The organism is Microbacterium ureisolvens, from assembly GCF_019511645.1.
Taxonomy (GTDB): domain Bacteria; phylum Actinomycetota; class Actinomycetes; order Actinomycetales; family Microbacteriaceae; genus Microbacterium; species Microbacterium ureisolvens_A.
The window spans coordinates 353,914-369,456 of the sequence record NZ_JAEUAX010000002.1 but is presented as its reverse complement, the minus strand read 5'-3'; the positions used below and the strand labels follow the sequence as shown (position 1 = coordinate 369,456).

Annotated in this window: 13 protein-coding genes; 10 read left to right on the top strand and 3 right to left on the bottom strand. The window is 70.7% G+C overall.

The features are described 5' to 3' along the window. Positions 1 to 32: 32 nt before the first annotated feature. On the bottom strand, positions 33 to 1,310 hold the full coding sequence (locus JNB61_RS05795) for an ROK family protein (protein WP_220339016.1): 1,278 nt from the start codon (positions 1,308 to 1,310) through the stop codon (positions 33 to 35). A gap of 105 nt (positions 1,311 to 1,415) precedes the next feature. Between JNB61_RS05795 and JNB61_RS05790 the strand changes: the two genes are divergently transcribed. The 10 genes from JNB61_RS05790 to JNB61_RS05745 all read left to right on the top strand — a co-directional run bounded on the left by JNB61_RS05790 (position 1,416) and on the right by JNB61_RS05745 (position 12,883). Then, positions 1,416 to 2,450, top strand: coding sequence for a Gfo/Idh/MocA family protein (locus tag JNB61_RS05790; protein ID WP_220339015.1), 1,035 nt, complete (start codon positions 1,416 to 1,418; stop codon positions 2,448 to 2,450). Then, positions 2,447 to 3,223, top strand: a complete 777-nt coding sequence (locus tag JNB61_RS05785; RefSeq protein ID WP_220339014.1) for a hypothetical protein — start codon at positions 2,447 to 2,449, stop codon at positions 3,221 to 3,223. The genes JNB61_RS05790 and JNB61_RS05785 overlap by 4 nt, the downstream gene beginning before the upstream one ends. 106 nt (positions 3,224 to 3,329) lie before the next feature. Further along, positions 3,330 to 4,349 carry a VOC family protein gene (locus tag JNB61_RS05780; protein WP_159841189.1) on the top strand — a complete coding sequence of 340 codons (1,020 nt, stop codon included), beginning with the start codon at positions 3,330 to 3,332 and terminating at the stop codon, positions 4,347 to 4,349. 74 nt (positions 4,350 to 4,423) lie between these two features. Next, the gene (locus JNB61_RS05775; protein WP_220339013.1) at positions 4,424 to 5,401 is read left to right on the top strand and encodes a fumarylacetoacetate hydrolase family protein; all 978 of its coding nucleotides are present in this window, start codon (positions 4,424 to 4,426) and stop codon (positions 5,399 to 5,401) included. Further along, a complete protein-coding gene (locus tag JNB61_RS05770) occupies positions 5,398 to 6,396 on the top strand; it encodes a cyclase family protein (RefSeq protein WP_220339012.1) in 999 nt (332 codons plus the stop codon). The genes JNB61_RS05775 and JNB61_RS05770 overlap by 4 nt, the downstream gene beginning before the upstream one ends. Before the next feature lie 30 nt (positions 6,397 to 6,426). Then, a complete protein-coding gene (locus JNB61_RS05765; RefSeq protein ID WP_220339011.1) occupies positions 6,427 to 7,557 on the top strand; it encodes an FAD-dependent monooxygenase in 1,131 nt (376 codons plus the stop codon). Then, a complete protein-coding gene (locus JNB61_RS05760) occupies positions 7,554 to 8,594 on the top strand; it encodes an amidohydrolase family protein (RefSeq protein ID WP_223214645.1) in 1,041 nt (346 codons plus the stop codon). The genes JNB61_RS05765 and JNB61_RS05760 overlap by 4 nt, the downstream gene beginning before the upstream one ends. Beyond that, entirely contained in the window at positions 8,591 to 9,562 is a 972-nt protein-coding gene (locus tag JNB61_RS05755; protein WP_220339010.1) for a fumarylacetoacetate hydrolase family protein, read from the top strand. The genes JNB61_RS05760 and JNB61_RS05755 overlap by 4 nt, the downstream gene beginning before the upstream one ends. A gap of 220 nt (positions 9,563 to 9,782) precedes the next feature. Then, positions 9,783 to 11,270 carry an MFS transporter gene (locus JNB61_RS05750; protein ID WP_223214644.1) on the top strand — a complete coding sequence of 496 codons (1,488 nt, stop codon included), beginning with the start codon at positions 9,783 to 9,785 and terminating at the stop codon, positions 11,268 to 11,270. Positions 11,271 to 11,287: 17 nt separating this feature from the next. After that, positions 11,288 to 12,883, top strand: a complete 1,596-nt coding sequence (locus JNB61_RS05745) for a GMC oxidoreductase (RefSeq protein WP_220339008.1) — start codon at positions 11,288 to 11,290, stop codon at positions 12,881 to 12,883. A gap of 109 nt (positions 12,884 to 12,992) precedes the next feature. On the opposite strand, the gene JNB61_RS05740 is transcribed toward JNB61_RS05745, so the two are convergent. Then, positions 12,993 to 13,760, bottom strand: a complete 768-nt coding sequence (locus JNB61_RS05740) for an SDR family NAD(P)-dependent oxidoreductase (RefSeq protein WP_223214643.1) — start codon at positions 13,758 to 13,760, stop codon at positions 12,993 to 12,995. Positions 13,761 to 13,877: 117 nt separating this feature from the next. After that, complete coding sequence (locus JNB61_RS05735; RefSeq protein ID WP_222855146.1) at positions 13,878 to 15,509, bottom strand: peptide MFS transporter; 1,632 nt, start codon at positions 15,507 to 15,509, stop codon at positions 13,878 to 13,880. Positions 15,510 to 15,543: the final 34 nt, after the last annotated feature.

Here is a 15,543-nt window from a genome sequence, read left to right as displayed (position 1 = left end):
TAAGAAGTTTCCGAGGGTGTGCGCCGCTCAGCTCACGCTGCCGCGTCGACCGTGCCGCGGATCGCGACGACGGAGGGGCGTCCATCGCCGAACCATCGCGGGAAGGTGACCTCGAAGAGCTGCTCCCGCACCATCTCGACGCCGCCCCGGAGAGGCTCGCGCGGGTCGTTGACGGATTGGGAGATCGTGAGGTCGCGCGTCGCGAGGGGGAGCGACAGCTCGTACACGCGCTGGCGCACCTCTGCCAAGAGCAGCTCGCCGGCACCGGCCATGGCGCCGCCGATCACGATGACCGACGGGTTGAACATGTTGACGAGCGCGGCGATCGACTCGCCCACGACGCGGGCCGAGCGCTGCACGAGCCGGATGGCGAGGGCGTCGCCGTTCTCGGCGGCCAGCGAGATGCGCTCGGGTGTCAGCTCTTCGCCCTCGGTGACGGCGGCCGTGAGCACGCCCGTGGCGCCCGCCTCGATCTCGGCGAGGGCATCGCGGATCATCGCCCATCCGCCGGCGACGGCTTCGAGGCATCCGATCTTGCCGCAGCGGCAGAGGGCCTCCGAATCGCGCACCCGCACGTGGCCGATGTCTCCCGCTGCGCCGTTGACCCCGCGATGGATGCGGCCGTGCGAGAGGAGCCCGGCACCGATGCCGGAGCCGATCTTGCAGTAGATGAGGTCGAGGTGGTCATCGTCGCGGCGGGCGCGCTCGCCGAACGTGAGGAGGTTCACGTCGTTGTCCACCCACACGGGTGCGTCGTAGCGCTGCTCGAATCGGCGTCGCACGTCGAAGCCGTTCCAGCCCGGCATGATGGGCGGCGCGACCGGGCGGCCGCTGTCGAAGTCCACCGGGCCGGGCACACCGACGCCGATGCCCCAGACCGGCAGCTCGGGCGTGCGGGCGAGAACCTCGTCGATCATGCTGAGGGCCTTGTCGAGCGTCTCCGCGGGGCCGCGGGCGATGTCCCACGGCGAATGCTCGTGGTCGATCACGTCGCCGTCGAGGAGGGCGACCCCGACGTGGATGTGGAGGGCGCCGAGCGCGCAGACGACGATGCGACCGGCGTCGCCTCGGAACCGGAGCGTGCGCGGCGCGCGGCCCCCGGACGAGGGGCCGAACTCGCCGTCGGCCAGATAGCCCATCTCGATCGCATGGTCGACGCGCTGCGTCACGACGCCGCGGCCGAGTCCGGTCACGCGGCCGATCTCGGGACGCGTCGCTGCCTCGCCGGTGCGAACCATGTTGACGATGCGCAGAAGGCTCGTCATTTCGTCGGTCTGTGCGCCGAACCGCAGCGTGGACTCCCTGGCCATGGTCGATTCTTACATAACAAGGCGCCGCAGATGCGAAAATCGGCATCTCTATAGTCAAACTACTTCAGACTTAGGTACGCTTCCAGCCGAAGTGAGGAGGCGTCAATGACGCATGGAGTGGGCATCATCGGTGCCGGTCCCGGTGTGGCGGCGCTGCACCTGCCGACCCTCGAGCGCCTGGCCGATGCCTTCCGCGTCGTGCATGTCGCCGACGGCGGCAGCGGCAGGTCGGCCGCCCTGGCGGCCCGCGTCGGTGCCCGGGCGTCGAGCGGCACGGAGGCGATCATGGCAGATCCCGCCGTCGACGTCGTTGCGATCTGCAGCCCGCCCGCCCATCACGCGGCGCAGATCATCGAAGCCGTCGGCGCCGGCAAGCGCGCGGTGTTCTGCGAGAAGCCGATCGGCACGACGGTCGCCGAGGCGGAGCAGGCCATCGAGGCGTGCCGCCGCGCCGGCGTGCCGCTCATCGTGGGCACCAACCACTACTTCGACCCGGCTTGGGGCCGGGCCAAGCATCACCTCACCGCGTCGGGAGGGCCGGTCGTGTCGATCTCCGTCACGCTCGCGCTGCCGCCCAACACCCGGTACCACGAGCTCGTGACCGAACTGCCCGGGTCGCCGGTCGCAGCGCGGGGCCTTCCCGACCTCACCCGCCCCGAGGTGGCGGCCGGCGTCGTGCGTCAGCTCCTCACAGGTCTCGCGATCCACGACCTGCCGCTCGTGCGCGACCTCGCGCCGCGCTTCGAGCGCGTCGTCTTCGCGCGGGCGCTGCCCCCGCTCGGGTACGCCGTCGGCTTCGTCGCGAGCGGCGTGCCCGTGCAGCTGACGACGGTGATGCTCCCGGACGGCGCCGACACGCTGTGGCGCATCGCGGTGGCAACCACCGCCGATCGGCTGGACGTCAGCTTCCCGCCGCCGTTCGTGCACGCGGGCGGAGCGCGCGTGCGGGTGCGCGCCGCCGACGGGCGCGACACGATCTACGCGCACGACCCCGGCGACGGGTACGTCGCGGAGTGGCGCGCCCTCGCGGAGCTCCTGGATGCCGGCCTCCCGGTGGAGTACGACGAGCTGCTCGATGACGCCCGCTACGCACTGCAGCTGGCGCAGGCGGCGGCGTCGCTGATCGGAGCCGCATCATGACGACACCCGTCCGCACCGACCTCGCCCCATACCGCGTCGCGGTGGCCGAGCTGCCCGCCAGCGCCGTCGCGAGCCGCGATGGCGACGGGGCCGTCGCGGTCGTCGCCGGCGTCCGCGCGTGGTGGCAGGCTGCCGCCGACGCATCTGCCGGTGGCGCCGCTGCCGTCGTGGTCGCCCAGCCCGCTGCCGCTCCGGTCGAAGCACTGGATGCGCTCGCCTCCGTCGCCGATGCGACCCCCGTGGTCCTCGAGCGCCCCCTGCTCCGTGCTGACGTGGTCGCCGCCATCGGCGGCGCGTTCGAGGGCGTGCCGGCTGCCGGAGCACTCGCCGTCGAGTGCCATGCGCCGGATCTCACGCTCGCCGTGGCCCTGCGCGACGCGATCGGCTGGGCGCGGGTCCTCGCGGGCGGTCCGCTCACCCTCCGCGCGGGCGAATCCTGGGGCGGCCGGGTGCTGGGTCTTCTCGAAACCGAGCACGGCGCGGCGGTGTCGATCGTCGCCGCCCCGCAGCCCGGCGCGCCGTCCCTCGGCCGCGTGCGGATCACGACGATCGCCGAGGTGCGCGTCGAAGTCGACGCCGATCTCGACACCGCCCTGGTGATCACGGATGCCGAGGGCCGAAGCATCCTGCCTGCGCGCTTCGAGAGCTCCGAGCGGGTCGCGCTGCGCCGCGCGATCACGGCGGTGCGCACGGCCGAGCGGCCCTTCGATCTCGCGGATCTGCGCCATGACACCGCACTCGCGGAGGCACTGCTCTCGGCGCCGACCGCATAAACATCGGTGATCTGAAAGATAGCCGATATGGGATTCCTCGATATGCCTGACTTCGGCGAAAGTGGGTGACGGGATCACCCCCATGAATCACCGAAAAGGATCGATGATGATCAAGCTTCTGTCGCATCTGTCGTATGTGGCCATCACGTCGCCGGATGTCGAGGCATCCGTCGACTTCTACGTCAACCAGGTCGGCCTCACGGTGGTCGACCGCGTCGACGGCGCCGTCTACCTCCGCTGCTGGGGCGACTACTACGCCTACTCCCTCGTGGTCGTGCCGGGCGACGAGCCCGGTCTCGTGACCGCCGCATGGCGCACCTCGAGCCCCGAGGCGCTCGAGGAGGCCGCGCAGCGCGTCGAGGCCGCGGGCGTCCAGGGCGAGTGGATCGACGTCCACAAGATCGGTCGCGCCTACCGCTTCACCGGCCCGTGGGGCCACACGCTGACGCTCCACTGGGATGTCACCCGCCACCACGACACCGAGGGCGACGCCGCATCGATCTACCCCGACCGACCCTCGCGGCGCAGCAAGGTGGCCGGCGCCCCGCGTCAGCTCGACCACGTCACGATCGCGACCAGCGACGTCGACGGGTTCGTCAAGTGGTACGTCGACGTGCTCGGCTTCCGCTTCATGGCCCGCACCGTGCTCGACGAGGCGCCCATCTCGGTCTTCTCCGTGCTCACCACGAACGAGAAGTCGCACGACCTCGGCGTCGTCCTCGACGGGTCGACCCGCGCCGGCCGCGTGAACCACTACGCGTTCTGGGTCGACACCCGCGAAGAGCTGCTGATCGCCGCCGACATCCTGGGCGAGAACGGCTACCCGATCGAGTACGGTCCCTCGATCCACGGCATCGGCGAGCAGAACTTCCTCTACTACCGCGAGCCCTCGAGCCTGCGCATCGAGCTCAACACCGGCGGGTACCGCAACTACGTGCCCGACTGGGAGGCCAACACGTGGAAGCCGTCCCAGGGATCGAACAACTTCTACCGCAACAGCGTGATGCCGATGTCGATGACGGAGTCGTTCCCGCCCGCCGACGGACCGTCGGCGACGGAGGAGGGCGTGCCCGACGAGATCAAGGACGCCCTGCTGAACCCGTACGCCAAGCACGGCCAGGGCTGACAGACACGGCCAGGAGCGGAGCCGATCCCGCTCCTGGCCGCACCATTTCGCACGAAGGAGAGCGAGAGACCTCTATGACGCACCACGATCCGACCGCCGGCTTCGACGCCCCCTACGCCCTCGTCCGGTACCGCGAGGGCGCCGCCGCGCGCCTGGGCCTCGTCGCGGGGGGCCGCATCCGTCCGCTCGGCGCCGACGAGCTGGGCGCCGCCGACCTCAACGCCTTCCTCGCCGCACCCGATTGGGACCGCCTGGGCGCGCTCGCCGAGTCGGACGGCGGATGGATGCCGCTGGCCGACGTCACGCTGACGGCTCCGGTCGAGCCCCGCCAGGTGCTGCAGACGGGTGCGAACTACCGTCAGCACGTCATCGAGCTCGTGGCCGCCGGGCTGACGCAGAACTCCGACCGCACTCCCGAGGAGGCCCGCGAGTTCGCCGCAAGGATGATGGACGAGCGCAAGGCGAACGGCGAGCCGTACTTCTTCATCGGCCTTCCCGCGTGCGTCGTCGGCGACGACGTGGCGCTGACGCTGCCCGGCTACAGCGACGTGCACGACTGGGAGCTCGAGCTCGCCGTCGTCATCGGCCGCGAGGCCTTCCGCGTCTCGCGGGAGGAGGCCTTGAGCCACGTCGCCGGGTACACGATCGTGAACGACGTGACGACGCGCGACCTGGTCTTCCGCAAGGACATGAAGGAGATCGGCACCGACTGGTACCGCTCCAAGAACGCCCCCGGGTTCCTGCCGACCGGGCCGTTCCTCGTGCCCGCGCCGTTCGTCGACGGATCGCAGCTGAACGTGCGCCTGGAACTCAACGGCGATGTGATGCAGGATGCCTCGACCAGCGACCTGCTGTTCGACATCCCCGCGCTCGTCTCCGGGGCGTCGCAGACGATGCCGCTCCTTCCCGGCGACATCCTCCTCACCGGGAGCCCTGCGGGCAACGGCCAGCACTGGAAGCGGTTCCTCCGCGACGGCGACGTCATGACCGGCACGATCCAGGGCCTGGGCACCCAGGTGGTCCGCTGCGTCGCGGAAGGGGCGGCCGCGTGAGCGGGCCGAGCGAGAACCCGGCCGACCTCGACCGCGCCGACCCGGCGGGCGAGATCGCCGCGCGCGCCGAGGCCTTCCGCAACTGGGGCCGGTGGGGCGACGACGACGTGCTCGGCACGCTGAACTTCATCGACGCCGCCAAACGGGTCGAGGCCGCCGCCCTCGTGCAGCACGGCGAGGTGATCTCCCTCGCGCAGGCGTTCGACACGGACGGCCCGCAGAAGGGGTGGCGCCGGCGCACCAATCCGGTGCACACCATGACCGACACCGGCACCGACGCCGAGCGGGGCAACCAGGGCTTCCCGCACGGCATCGGCGGCGCCGACGACGTGATCGCGATGCCGCTGCAGTGCTCCACCCAGTGGGACGGGCTCGGTCACATCTTCGACCACGGCAACGCGTGGAACGGCCGGCGCGCGGGCGACGTCGTCACGAGCGACGGCGACCTCGTCACGGGCATCGAGCACGCGGCATCCGTCATCGTCTCGCGCGGTGTGCTGCTCGACGTGGGGCGTCACCTGGCGCCCGACACCGGCGAACTCGCCGACGGTTACGCGATCACCGTCGCCGACCTCGAGGCGACCATCGCCGCGCAGGGCCCCTCGAGCCGCGTCGGCCGCGGCGACATCGTGCTGGTGCGCACCGGCCAGTACGCGCGCACCCGCCGCGACGGCTGGGGCGACTACGCCGGCGGCCCCGCCCCCGGGCTGTCGCTCACGACGGCGGGCTGGCTGCACCGCACCGAGATCGCCGCCATCGCCACCGACACATGGGGGTTCGAGGTGCGCCCCAACGAGTTCGACGCTGCGGCGTTCCAGCCGCTGCACCAGGTCGTGATCCCGAACATGGGACTCACGATCGGCGAGATGTGGAATCTCGACTCGCTCGCCGACGCGTGTGCGGCGCGTGGACGGTGGGATTTCCTGCTGTCGGCGGCGCCGCTGCCCATCACCGGGGCGGTCGGCTCGCCGATCAACCCCGTCGCGATTCTCTAGCCCGAAGACAAAGAACAGAGAGGTTCTGACATGACCGCAGTGAACAAGGTCGCGATCGCCGGCGCCGGCGTCAGCGGACTCGCCGCCGCCATCCAGCTCGCCAAGGCCGGCGTCGAGGTCGACGTCTTCGAGGCGAAGCCCGAGCTCAGCGCGCTCGGGTCCGGCATCTCCCTGCAGGGCAACGCCCTGCGCGTGTTCGACGCGCTGGGCGCGTGGGACGACATCCGTGCCGCCGGCTACCCCTTCGAGGGTCTCAACCTGCGCGCTCCCGGACCGGGGGCGCCGATCGTCGCCGAACTTCCGGACGTCAAGACCGGGGGACCCGACTATCCGGCGGCGATGGGGATGCCGCGGCCCGCGCTGGCCCGCATCCTGCTGGACCACGCGCAGAAGGCCGGTGCGAACGTCCGCTTCGGGGCCAAGGTCACGGGGGTCGAGCAGGGCGACGGGGTCGAGGTCTTCGTGGACGGCGCCTCCGTCGACTCCTACGACCTGCTCATCGGTGCCGACGGCCTGAACTCCGCCGTTCGCGGTCTCATCGGAATCCAGGCGAAGCCCGAGCCGACCGGCATGGGCATCTGGCGCTCCTTCGTGTCGCGACCGGCCGAAGTCGTGCGCAGCGAGCTCTACTACGGCGGCCCCGTCTATATCGCGGGCTACACGCCGACCGGCGACGACACGATGTACGCCTTCCTCGTCGAGAAGGCGCAGGACCGCTTCGACATCACCGACGAGGACGCCACTCGCATCATGCTCGAGGAGTCCCGGGCCTACGAAGGTCCGTGGAACTCGATCCGCGCCGACCTCGAAGGCGGCGCGCACGCGAACTACACGTGGTTCACGAAGCACATCGTCGAGGAGCCGTGGAACCGCGGCCGGGTCGTGCTCATCGGGGACGCCGCGCACTCCTGCCCTCCGACGATCGCGCAGGGCGCTGCCCAGGGACTGGAGGACGCGCTCGTGCTGACGCAGCTGCTCACCGAACGCGACGAGGTGGACGCGGCACTGTGGGACGAGTTCCACGCGCGCCGGCTGCCGCGGGCGAAGGCCGTGGTCGACGCGTCGGTTCAGCTGGGACAGTGGCAGCTCGACGGCGTCAGGGATGCGGATGTCGCGGGCCTCATGTTCGGCATCGCGCATCAGATGGCGGTTCCCGCATGACCGGGCTCGTGACGGTGGGCGGCGACCGGATGCCGGTCGTCGACGTCCACGCCCACCTGCTGCTGCCGGCGCTGCACGCCGAGGTCGAGCGCCGGGCGCCGGAGGAAGTGGCCGCGGCCGCGGATCTCGAGCGCCGGCGCAACGGCGTCGAGAGCCTGCAGGCGTCGGGCGCCATGGTCGGCGCGCGGATCCCGAAGCTCACCGACGTGCACGCGCGACTCGCCGCGATGGACGAGCAGGGCGTCGACCGGCAGTGGGTCAGCGTCTCGCCGAACCACTTCTATCCCTGGGCGAACGAGGGCCTGTCGGGCTGGATCGCGGGCGAGATCAACCGGCTCATCGCCGAACACGTCGCCCACGCTCCCGACCGCCTCGTCGGCCTCGGCGTCGTGCCGCTGCAGCATCCCTCACACCTCGTCGAGTATCTCGACGACGCGGTGCTCGGCCGCGGTCTCGCGGGCGTGGAGATCTCGTCGTTCGCGGGCGACGTCGAACTCTCGGATGAGCGCCTCGAGCCGTTCTGGGCGCGCGCCGCCGAGCTCGGCTGCGTGATCTTCCTGCATCCGTTCGGCTGCAGTCTCGATGAGCGTCTGGACCGCTTCTACCTCTCCAACACCGTGGGGCAGCCGACCGAGAACGCCGTGGCGTTGTCGCACCTCATCTTCGCGGGGGTGCTCGACCGGCACCCCGGACTCAAGATCGTCGTCGCCCACGGCGGCGGCTACCTGCCGTTCGCGATCGGGCGCTCCGACCGGGCGTGGCGGGTGCGGCCCGAGGCGCGACGCTGCGCGCACGAGCCGTCCAGCTACCTGAAGAAGCTGTGGTTCGACACCGTCGTGCACGACCCGATCGCGGTGCGCCACCTCGTCGAGGTCGCCGGCGGCTCCCGGGTCGTGCTCGGCAGCGATTTCCCGTTCGACATGGGGCTCGACGACCCGGTCGCCTTCGTGCGGTCGGCCGGGCTTCCCGTCGAGATCACCGACCGCATCCTCGCCGGCAACGCCGACGGGCTGCTGCGGACGAAGGTCTCGGCATGAAGATCGCGCGCTGGACGGCCGACGGCGCCGGCATCGGCGAAGGGTTCGTCATCGATGATCGGGTCATCCCGTTCCCCGACGGCCAGACGGTCGCCGACATCCTCGCCGGGGGATTGGATGCTGCGCACGCGGCGTTCGGCCGGGTGAAGGGCGAGCCCGGCACGGCGCTCGCCGAGGTTCGCCTGCTGGCACCGGTGGTCCCGGGATCCGTGCGGGATTTCGTCGCGTTCGAGGAGCACGTCGAAGGCGTGAGCGCGGGTGTGGAGGGGAAGAGCTTCGTGGCCCCGGAATGGTACGAGGCGCCCACGTTCTACTTCACCAACCCGCACACGATCCTCGGGCCGGGCGAGTCCGTCGCTCCGCCGGTCAGCGAGCGGCTGGACTTCGAGCTCGAGGTCGCCGTCGTCGTGGGCAACGCTCCGAGGGTCGGCGAGTCCAACCTCACCGCGGCCGATGCGGCCGCGCGCATCTTCGGTTACACCATCATGAATGACTGGTCGGCGCGTGATCTGCAGGCGCGGGAGATGAAGGTGCGCCTGGGGCCCGCCAAGGGCAAGGACTTCGGCACGAGCCTCGGCCCGTGGATCGTGACGGCCGACGAGTTGGAGGAGTACCTCGACGACGACGGGTTCCTCGCGATCCGCGCCGAGGTGCGCATCAACGGCGAGCTCGTCGGCGAGGACCTCGTGTCGAACATGGGATGGCCGTTCCCCGAGCTCGTCGCCTACGCCTCGCGCAACTCCCGGGTCGTGCCCGCAGACGTGCTCGGAAGCGGAACGATCGGCAACGGCGGCTGCCTCGGGGAGCTGTGGGGCAGGGGGTCCGCGATCCCGGCCCTGCGCGAAGGCGACGAGGTGCGTATGACGGTCGAAGGCATCGGCGAGCTCGTGGCCACCGTGGGCGAGTCGGTCCCGGCCCCGGAGCTGCCGCCCGCTCGGCCGCGCCCGCGTGCCCGCCGCCGGATGTGAGGAGATCTGCGATGCAGAGGGCCGATGCGCGGCATCTGTCCTGTCTGCGGCCGATCTCCTCGTCTGTGCGGATCCCACTTATGTTGATTTATGGCTAAAGAGTGGCTAGAATCGACGGTGACGTCGGGGCCGCGAAGGCCCGTTCCCGGTGGCGAAGTCGCCCAGGGGCACACCCCGTCGCGTCGATCGCCCGGTCGTACGGGCCAGAACGCGTATGAGCATGTCACCGTGGAGGCTGCGCCTCCTGATCGTCTCCCTCTTGACGGTTGCGATCCTCGGAGCCCTCGACCACACGATCGTCTCGACCTCCATCGCGACCGTCGCCGGAGAACTCGGAGCGCTCGCTCAGATGGGGTGGGTGGTCGTCGGCTACACGCTGGCGAGCACGGTGCTGCTGCCCATCCTCGGCAAGCTCGGAGACGCCGCCGGCCCCCGCGGGGTCTTCCTCGTGTCGCTCGTGCTCTTCCTCGTCGCCTCGCTCGCGTGCGGCTTCGCGCAGGACATGCCGCAGCTGATCGGGGCCCGTGTGGTGCAGGGCATGAGCTCCGCGGGCCTGCACCTCATGTCGCAGACGATCGTCGCCCGTGTCACCACCCCGCGCGAGCGGCCGCGGTACATGGCGATCATCGGCGCCGCCTTCCCTGTCGCCATCCTCGTCGGTCCCGTCCTCGGCGGCCTCATCACGGACTACTGGGGCTGGCCCTGGGTGTTCTGGATCAACATCCCTTTCGGCATCGCGGCCCTCCTCCTGGCGCTCGTCGCCGTGCCGCGCCTGCCCGGCTTCGGGCGACGGCGCTTCGACATCGCCGGCGCGGTGTCGTTCGCGGTCGCCATGGTCGCGCTCGTGCTCGCCGTCACCTGGGTCGGCGATCCCACGCGGGTCGCGGCATCCGTCGTCCTGTTCGTGGTGGCGGGAGTGGCGTTCGCGGCGTTCTTCCTCATCGAGCTGCGTGCAGCCGAGCCGCTCGTGCCGCTGCGGCTCTTCGCCAACCGCACCATCGCCTCGGGGACGGCGCTGTCGGCCATCATCGGCGTCGGCCTCTTCTCGATCACCGCCTACCTGCCGACCTATTTCCAGATGGCCTACCGCACGAGCGCGACGGTGTCGGGTCTCGTCCCGATCGCGACCGTGTTCGGGATGCTGGTGTCCAACCTCGTGACCGGGTGGCTCGTGAGCCGCACGGGCCACTACCGCGTCTACTGCATCGTCGGCACATCTCTCGGCGCGGCGGGGCTCTTCGTGATGTCGCTGCTGCCGGTGGGGCTGCCGCTCTGGGTGCCGATGGTCGTCATGGCCGTCGTCGGCATCGGAACGGGCGCGTTCATGAGCCTCGTCATCGCGGTGGTGCAGAGCGCCGCGCCCCGGCGCGACACCGGCAGCATGACCGCCACCGTCAACCTCGTGCGCCAGATCGGCTCGACCGTCGCGACTGCCATCGTGGGAGGGGTCATCGGCCTCGGCGTCGCCGCGCTGCTGCCGGCGTCGCTCGACGCGGCGACGCTGACGCCGCAGTTCGTGCACGAGGCATCCATCGCCGTGCAGACCGAGGTCGCCGCCATCTACAGCGGCGTCTTCGCTCCCGTCTTCGCGGCGCTCGCGGTCACGTACGCCGCCGGCGTCGTCGCCGCGTTCCTCCTTCCCGCCGGCCGGCTCTCCGACGAGTCCGAGCCCGCACCGGCCCCGAGTTCCGAACCCCTCACCGCGTGATCAGAAGAGGTACTTCCATGTCTTCCACCCCCACCGTCGCCATCGTCGGCTCAGGACCCATCGGCTCCGCCTACGCCCGCGTCATCCTCGAGTCGAGCCCCGACGCCCGCGTCGTGATGTTCGAGGCCGGCCCCCAGCTCACTGCCGTGCCCGGCGAGAGCGTCCGCAACATCGCCGACCCGGATGAGAAGGCGCGCGCCCGCGAGATGTCGCAGGGGCCTCAGTCGGGAGCGTTCCGCGAGAGCCTCGGCATCCCCGCCGGCGTGGTCGTCGAGGGCATGTTCACCGCGCGTCAGGGCACGCACCTGCTCGACTTCGGCGGACCGGGTTCGGCGCACGCGCCCACCTTCCCGGCGGCAGCCGCCGCCACGAACGTCGGCGGCCAGGGCGCGCACTGGACCTGCGCGATCCCGCGCCCGGCCTTCAGCGAGAAGGTCGACTTCATCGACGACGCCGAGTGGGAAGACCTGATCTCGACCGCCGAGGGTCTCCTGCACGCGCAGCACGCAGCGTTCGCCGATTCGCCCATCGGCACCGCGATCCGGTCGCTCCTGAACGACGAGTTCGGTGCCGAGCTGCCCGCCGGCTACGGCGTGAGCACCCTGCCCGTCGCCGGCGATCCGCAGTCGGACGGCTCCATGGTGTGGGCCGGAGCGAACACGGTCCTGGGACCCCTCATCGAGGAGGGCACCCCCGAGTCGGCGCGGTTCGAGCTGCGCGACCTCACGCTCGTGCGCCGGGTCGAGCACGAAGACGGCGTGGCGACCGGGGTCACGATCGAGGACCTCCGCACGAAAGAGGTCTCGTTCTTCCCTGCCGATGTCGTCGTCGTGGCCGCCGACGCCTTCCGCTCTCCGCAGCTGCTCTGGGCCAGCGGCATCCGTCCCCGCGCCCTCGGCCGCTACCTCACCGAGCACCATGTCGTCATCACGACGGTCGCCCTCGACGAGGAGCGCATGAGCGCGCTGATCACGGACGACGAGTTCGCGGCCGAGCTTGCGCGGCGCGCCCAGAACGCGGCCGACCCGGTCGCGGCGGTGAACCGGATCCCGTTCTCGGAGCCCGACCACCCGTACTCGCTGCAGGTGATGTACGCCGAGAACCCGCCTTTCCAGCTCGACCCCTCGCACCCGGCTGCGGGCAACCGCTGGGGCTACGTGAACATGGGCTACGGCGTCCGCAAGCACCCGCGCGTCGAGGATGGCGTCACGTTCGACGACGCCGAGCTCGACTACCGCGGCTTCCCGAACATGACGATCGAGTATGCGCTGACGGATGCCGAGCAGCCCGAGCTCGACGAGGCCACCGCGCGCGTCCGGCGCGCCGGCGCGGCGCTCGGAACCTTCGTCGCCGAGCCGCGGCTGCTGCCGAACGGCTCGAGCCTGCACTACATGGGCACGCTCCGGATGGGGCCGGCCGACGACGGCACGTCGGTGGCCGACCCCTACTCGCGCGTGTGGGGCTACGACAACCTCGTCGTCGGCGGCAACGCGCTGATCCCGACGGCCAACACGATGAACCCGACGCTCATGAGCGTCGCGATCGCGGTGCGCGGTGCCCGCAAGCTCGTCGAGCAGCTGGCGGCGGCGCGGGTGGAGCAGGTCGCCCGGTAGGTTGCCCCGTCGACATGGTGCGTTCTTGCCGAGATGACACGATCCGCACGCGCGGAAGGTGTCGACTCGGCGAGATCGCGACGGTGCCGGAGCGGCCCCGGGGAGCCGGTCAGGCACCCGCGATGCGGTCGGCCATGAACTTGGCCCCGGCCGACGACGTCGCTCCGCCGTCGACCGGGATCTCGGCGCCGGTGAGGTACGTCGCCGCGTCCGACAGCAGGAACGCGACGGCCTCGGCGACCTCTTCGGCACGGCCGAGGCGCTCCAGCGGTGTGAGGGCGAGCTGCGCGGTCCGCATGGCCTCGGGAGCGTTCGCGGTCATCGGCGTCTCGATGAAGCCGGGGTGCACGACATTGACACGGATGCCGCGTGCCCCGAGCTCGGTCGCCGCGACATGGGTGAGACCGCGCAGCCCCCATTTCGACGTCGTGTACGCCACGGGGTAGTGCGCGTTGAGTGCGGCCGAGGAACCGATGTTGACGATCGACGAGCCAGGCCCCATGAGTGGCGCGAGCGCCTGGATGCCGAGCATCGGCCCCGTGAGGTTGACCGCGAGCACGCGATCCCAGTCGGCGCGCTCGACGGTGCCGAGCCGCGCACGATGCGTGATGCCGGCGTTGTTCACGAGGCCGCGGAGAGGTTCGCCGTCGAGTGATTCCGTCAGGGAGGCGGCGAGCGCGGCCCAGTCGCCCTCGTCCGACGCGTCGAGCCGCCGGTACTCCACGCCCGCGATCGATGCTGCCGCAGCATCCGTCACGTCCGTGGCGATGACGCGCGCTCCCGCTTCCGCCAGCACGCGCGCCTCCGCGGCGCCCTGGCCGCCTCCCGCCCCGGTGACGACGATCGTGCGGTCTGCGATGCCCGGATACCTGGTCATGGACGCGACGCTAGCCCGCCCCGGGTGGTGCGGGAACCGGCATCCGCTGATGCCGCGCATCGGGATCAGCGAACCCGCACGGATCCCGGATGGCGCGGCCCGCAGCATCCGTGATTCTCAGCGCACGCCCCGCATCAGCTTCAGCACCGGCTTCACCGAGGCGAGCAGCGCGAGGCCGAGCACGATAGCGATGCCGCCGAGGATCGTGAAGTAGGGGACCTCGTCCTCGGGGTTGTAGAACTGGGCGAGCCAGCCGGCGATCGCGGTGCCGAGCGCGATCGAGAGGAAGTAGAGCGCCACCATCTGCGTGTGGAAGCGCTCGGGAGCGAGCTTCGTCGTCACTGAGAGGCCCGGTGGCGAGATGAACAGCTCGGCGATCGTGAAGACGAAGAGGATCATCACGATCGCGAGGAGCGGCGTCGAGTTCGGCGCGCCGTTCGCCCACGGCAGGAACAGCAGGAACGCGACGCCCATGATCATCGCGCCGAGTGAGAACTTCACCGGTGCCGATGGGGCCCTGTCGCCGAGCTTCGTCCAGATCGCCGCGAAGACGCCGGAGAGGATGATGACGAAGATGGGATTGATCGAGTTCACCCACGACACCGGCATCTCCCAGCCGAAGATCGTGCGGTCGAGCTGTTTGTCGGAGTAGATCGTCAGCACCGTGAACTGCTGCTGGTACAGCGACCAGAAGCCGACGTTCACGATGAACAGCGGGATGAACCCGATGACGCGGGAGCGGTCGTCACCGCTGATCGCACGCGACGAGACGATCACCGAGAAGTAGGCCACCGTCGCGGCGAGAGTGACGAGGATCACGATGCCGGCGAGGTTGTCGGCGCGGATGACGCCGGTGAGCACGAGCACCACGATGAGCACGAGCCCCGCGACGCCGATCCCGATCATCACGCCGCGGCGGTTCGGCGGGAGCGGGTTCGCGACGATGCGTGACGACGCGGGCAGCTGCTTGCGGCCGAAGGAGTACTGCGTGAGGCCGATCGCCATGCCGATCGCCGCCGCGCCGAAGCCCCAGTGGAAGCCGACGTTGCTCTGGAGGAACCCGGTCACGATCGGCCCGAGGAACGCGCCGAGGTTGATGCCGAGGTAGAACAGCGAGAAGCCGGCGTCGCGTCTCGGGTCCTTCGCGGAATACAGGGTGCCGACGACGGCGGTCGCGTTGGCCTTCAGCCCGCCCGATCCGACGGCGACGAGGATGAGGCCGACGCCGAGCCCCCACACGCTCGGCAGCAGCGCCAGCGCGATGTGCCCGGCCATGATGACCCAGGCGCTGTAGAAGAGGACGCGCTCCGAGCCGAGCAGGCGGTCGGCGACCCAGGCGCCGAGGATCGTCGAGAGGTAGACCGTGCCGCCGTAGGCGCCGACGATGCCCGTCGCCGTCGCCTCCGGGATGCCGAGCCCGCCGTCAGCGACGGAGTAGTACATGTAGATGAGCAGGATGCCCTGCATGCCGTAGAAGCTGAACCGCTCCCACATCCCCACGCCGAAGATGTGCGCGAGCGCCCACGGCTGCCCGAAGAACCTGGTGTCGTGGTCCGCGCCGTCGCTGGGCGCCGTCGTGCCCGCGGCATCGGTCCCGCTCGTTTCGGCCACGGTGCCGGTGCGGGTGGAATCGGCTGCCGCTGCGGCTGCCGCTGTCGCGCCGTCCGGCGGTCCGACCGGGACCTGCTCGGGCTTGCGCTCGCCCCCCGTCGCGTCGTCCCCCTGAAAGCCCTGCTCACGCCCGCCCATGCGCCCGCTCCCGTCGCCCCGGTAGAGGTCAGGC

Excerpts from the sequence above, each read along its gene's own strand:
- JNB61_RS05755 (WP_220339010.1), top strand. The coding sequence starts at position 8,591 with ATGAAGATCGCGCGCTGGACGGCCGACGGCGCCGGCATCGGCGAAGGG.
- JNB61_RS05790 (WP_220339015.1), top strand. The coding sequence starts at position 1,416 with ATGACGCATGGAGTGGGCATCATCGGTGCCGGTCCCGGTGTGGCGGCG.
- JNB61_RS05795 (WP_220339016.1), bottom strand. The coding sequence starts at position 1,310 with ATGGCCAGGGAGTCCACGCTGCGGTTCGGCGCACAGACCGACGAAATG.
- JNB61_RS05750 (WP_223214644.1), top strand. The coding sequence starts at position 9,783 with ATGTCACCGTGGAGGCTGCGCCTCCTGATCGTCTCCCTCTTGACGGTT.
- JNB61_RS05775 (WP_220339013.1), top strand. The coding sequence starts at position 4,424 with ATGACGCACCACGATCCGACCGCCGGCTTCGACGCCCCCTACGCCCTC.
- JNB61_RS05735 (WP_222855146.1), bottom strand. The coding sequence starts at position 15,509 with ATGGGCGGGCGTGAGCAGGGCTTTCAGGGGGACGACGCGACGGGGGGC.
- JNB61_RS05740 (WP_223214643.1), bottom strand. The coding sequence starts at position 13,760 with ATGACCAGGTATCCGGGCATCGCAGACCGCACGATCGTCGTCACCGGG.
- JNB61_RS05745 (WP_220339008.1), top strand. The coding sequence starts at position 11,288 with ATGTCTTCCACCCCCACCGTCGCCATCGTCGGCTCAGGACCCATCGGC.
- JNB61_RS05760 (WP_223214645.1), top strand. The coding sequence starts at position 7,554 with ATGACCGGGCTCGTGACGGTGGGCGGCGACCGGATGCCGGTCGTCGAC.
- JNB61_RS05765 (WP_220339011.1), top strand. The coding sequence starts at position 6,427 with ATGACCGCAGTGAACAAGGTCGCGATCGCCGGCGCCGGCGTCAGCGGA.
- JNB61_RS05785 (WP_220339014.1), top strand. The coding sequence starts at position 2,447 with ATGACGACACCCGTCCGCACCGACCTCGCCCCATACCGCGTCGCGGTG.
- JNB61_RS05780 (WP_159841189.1), top strand. The coding sequence starts at position 3,330 with ATGATCAAGCTTCTGTCGCATCTGTCGTATGTGGCCATCACGTCGCCG.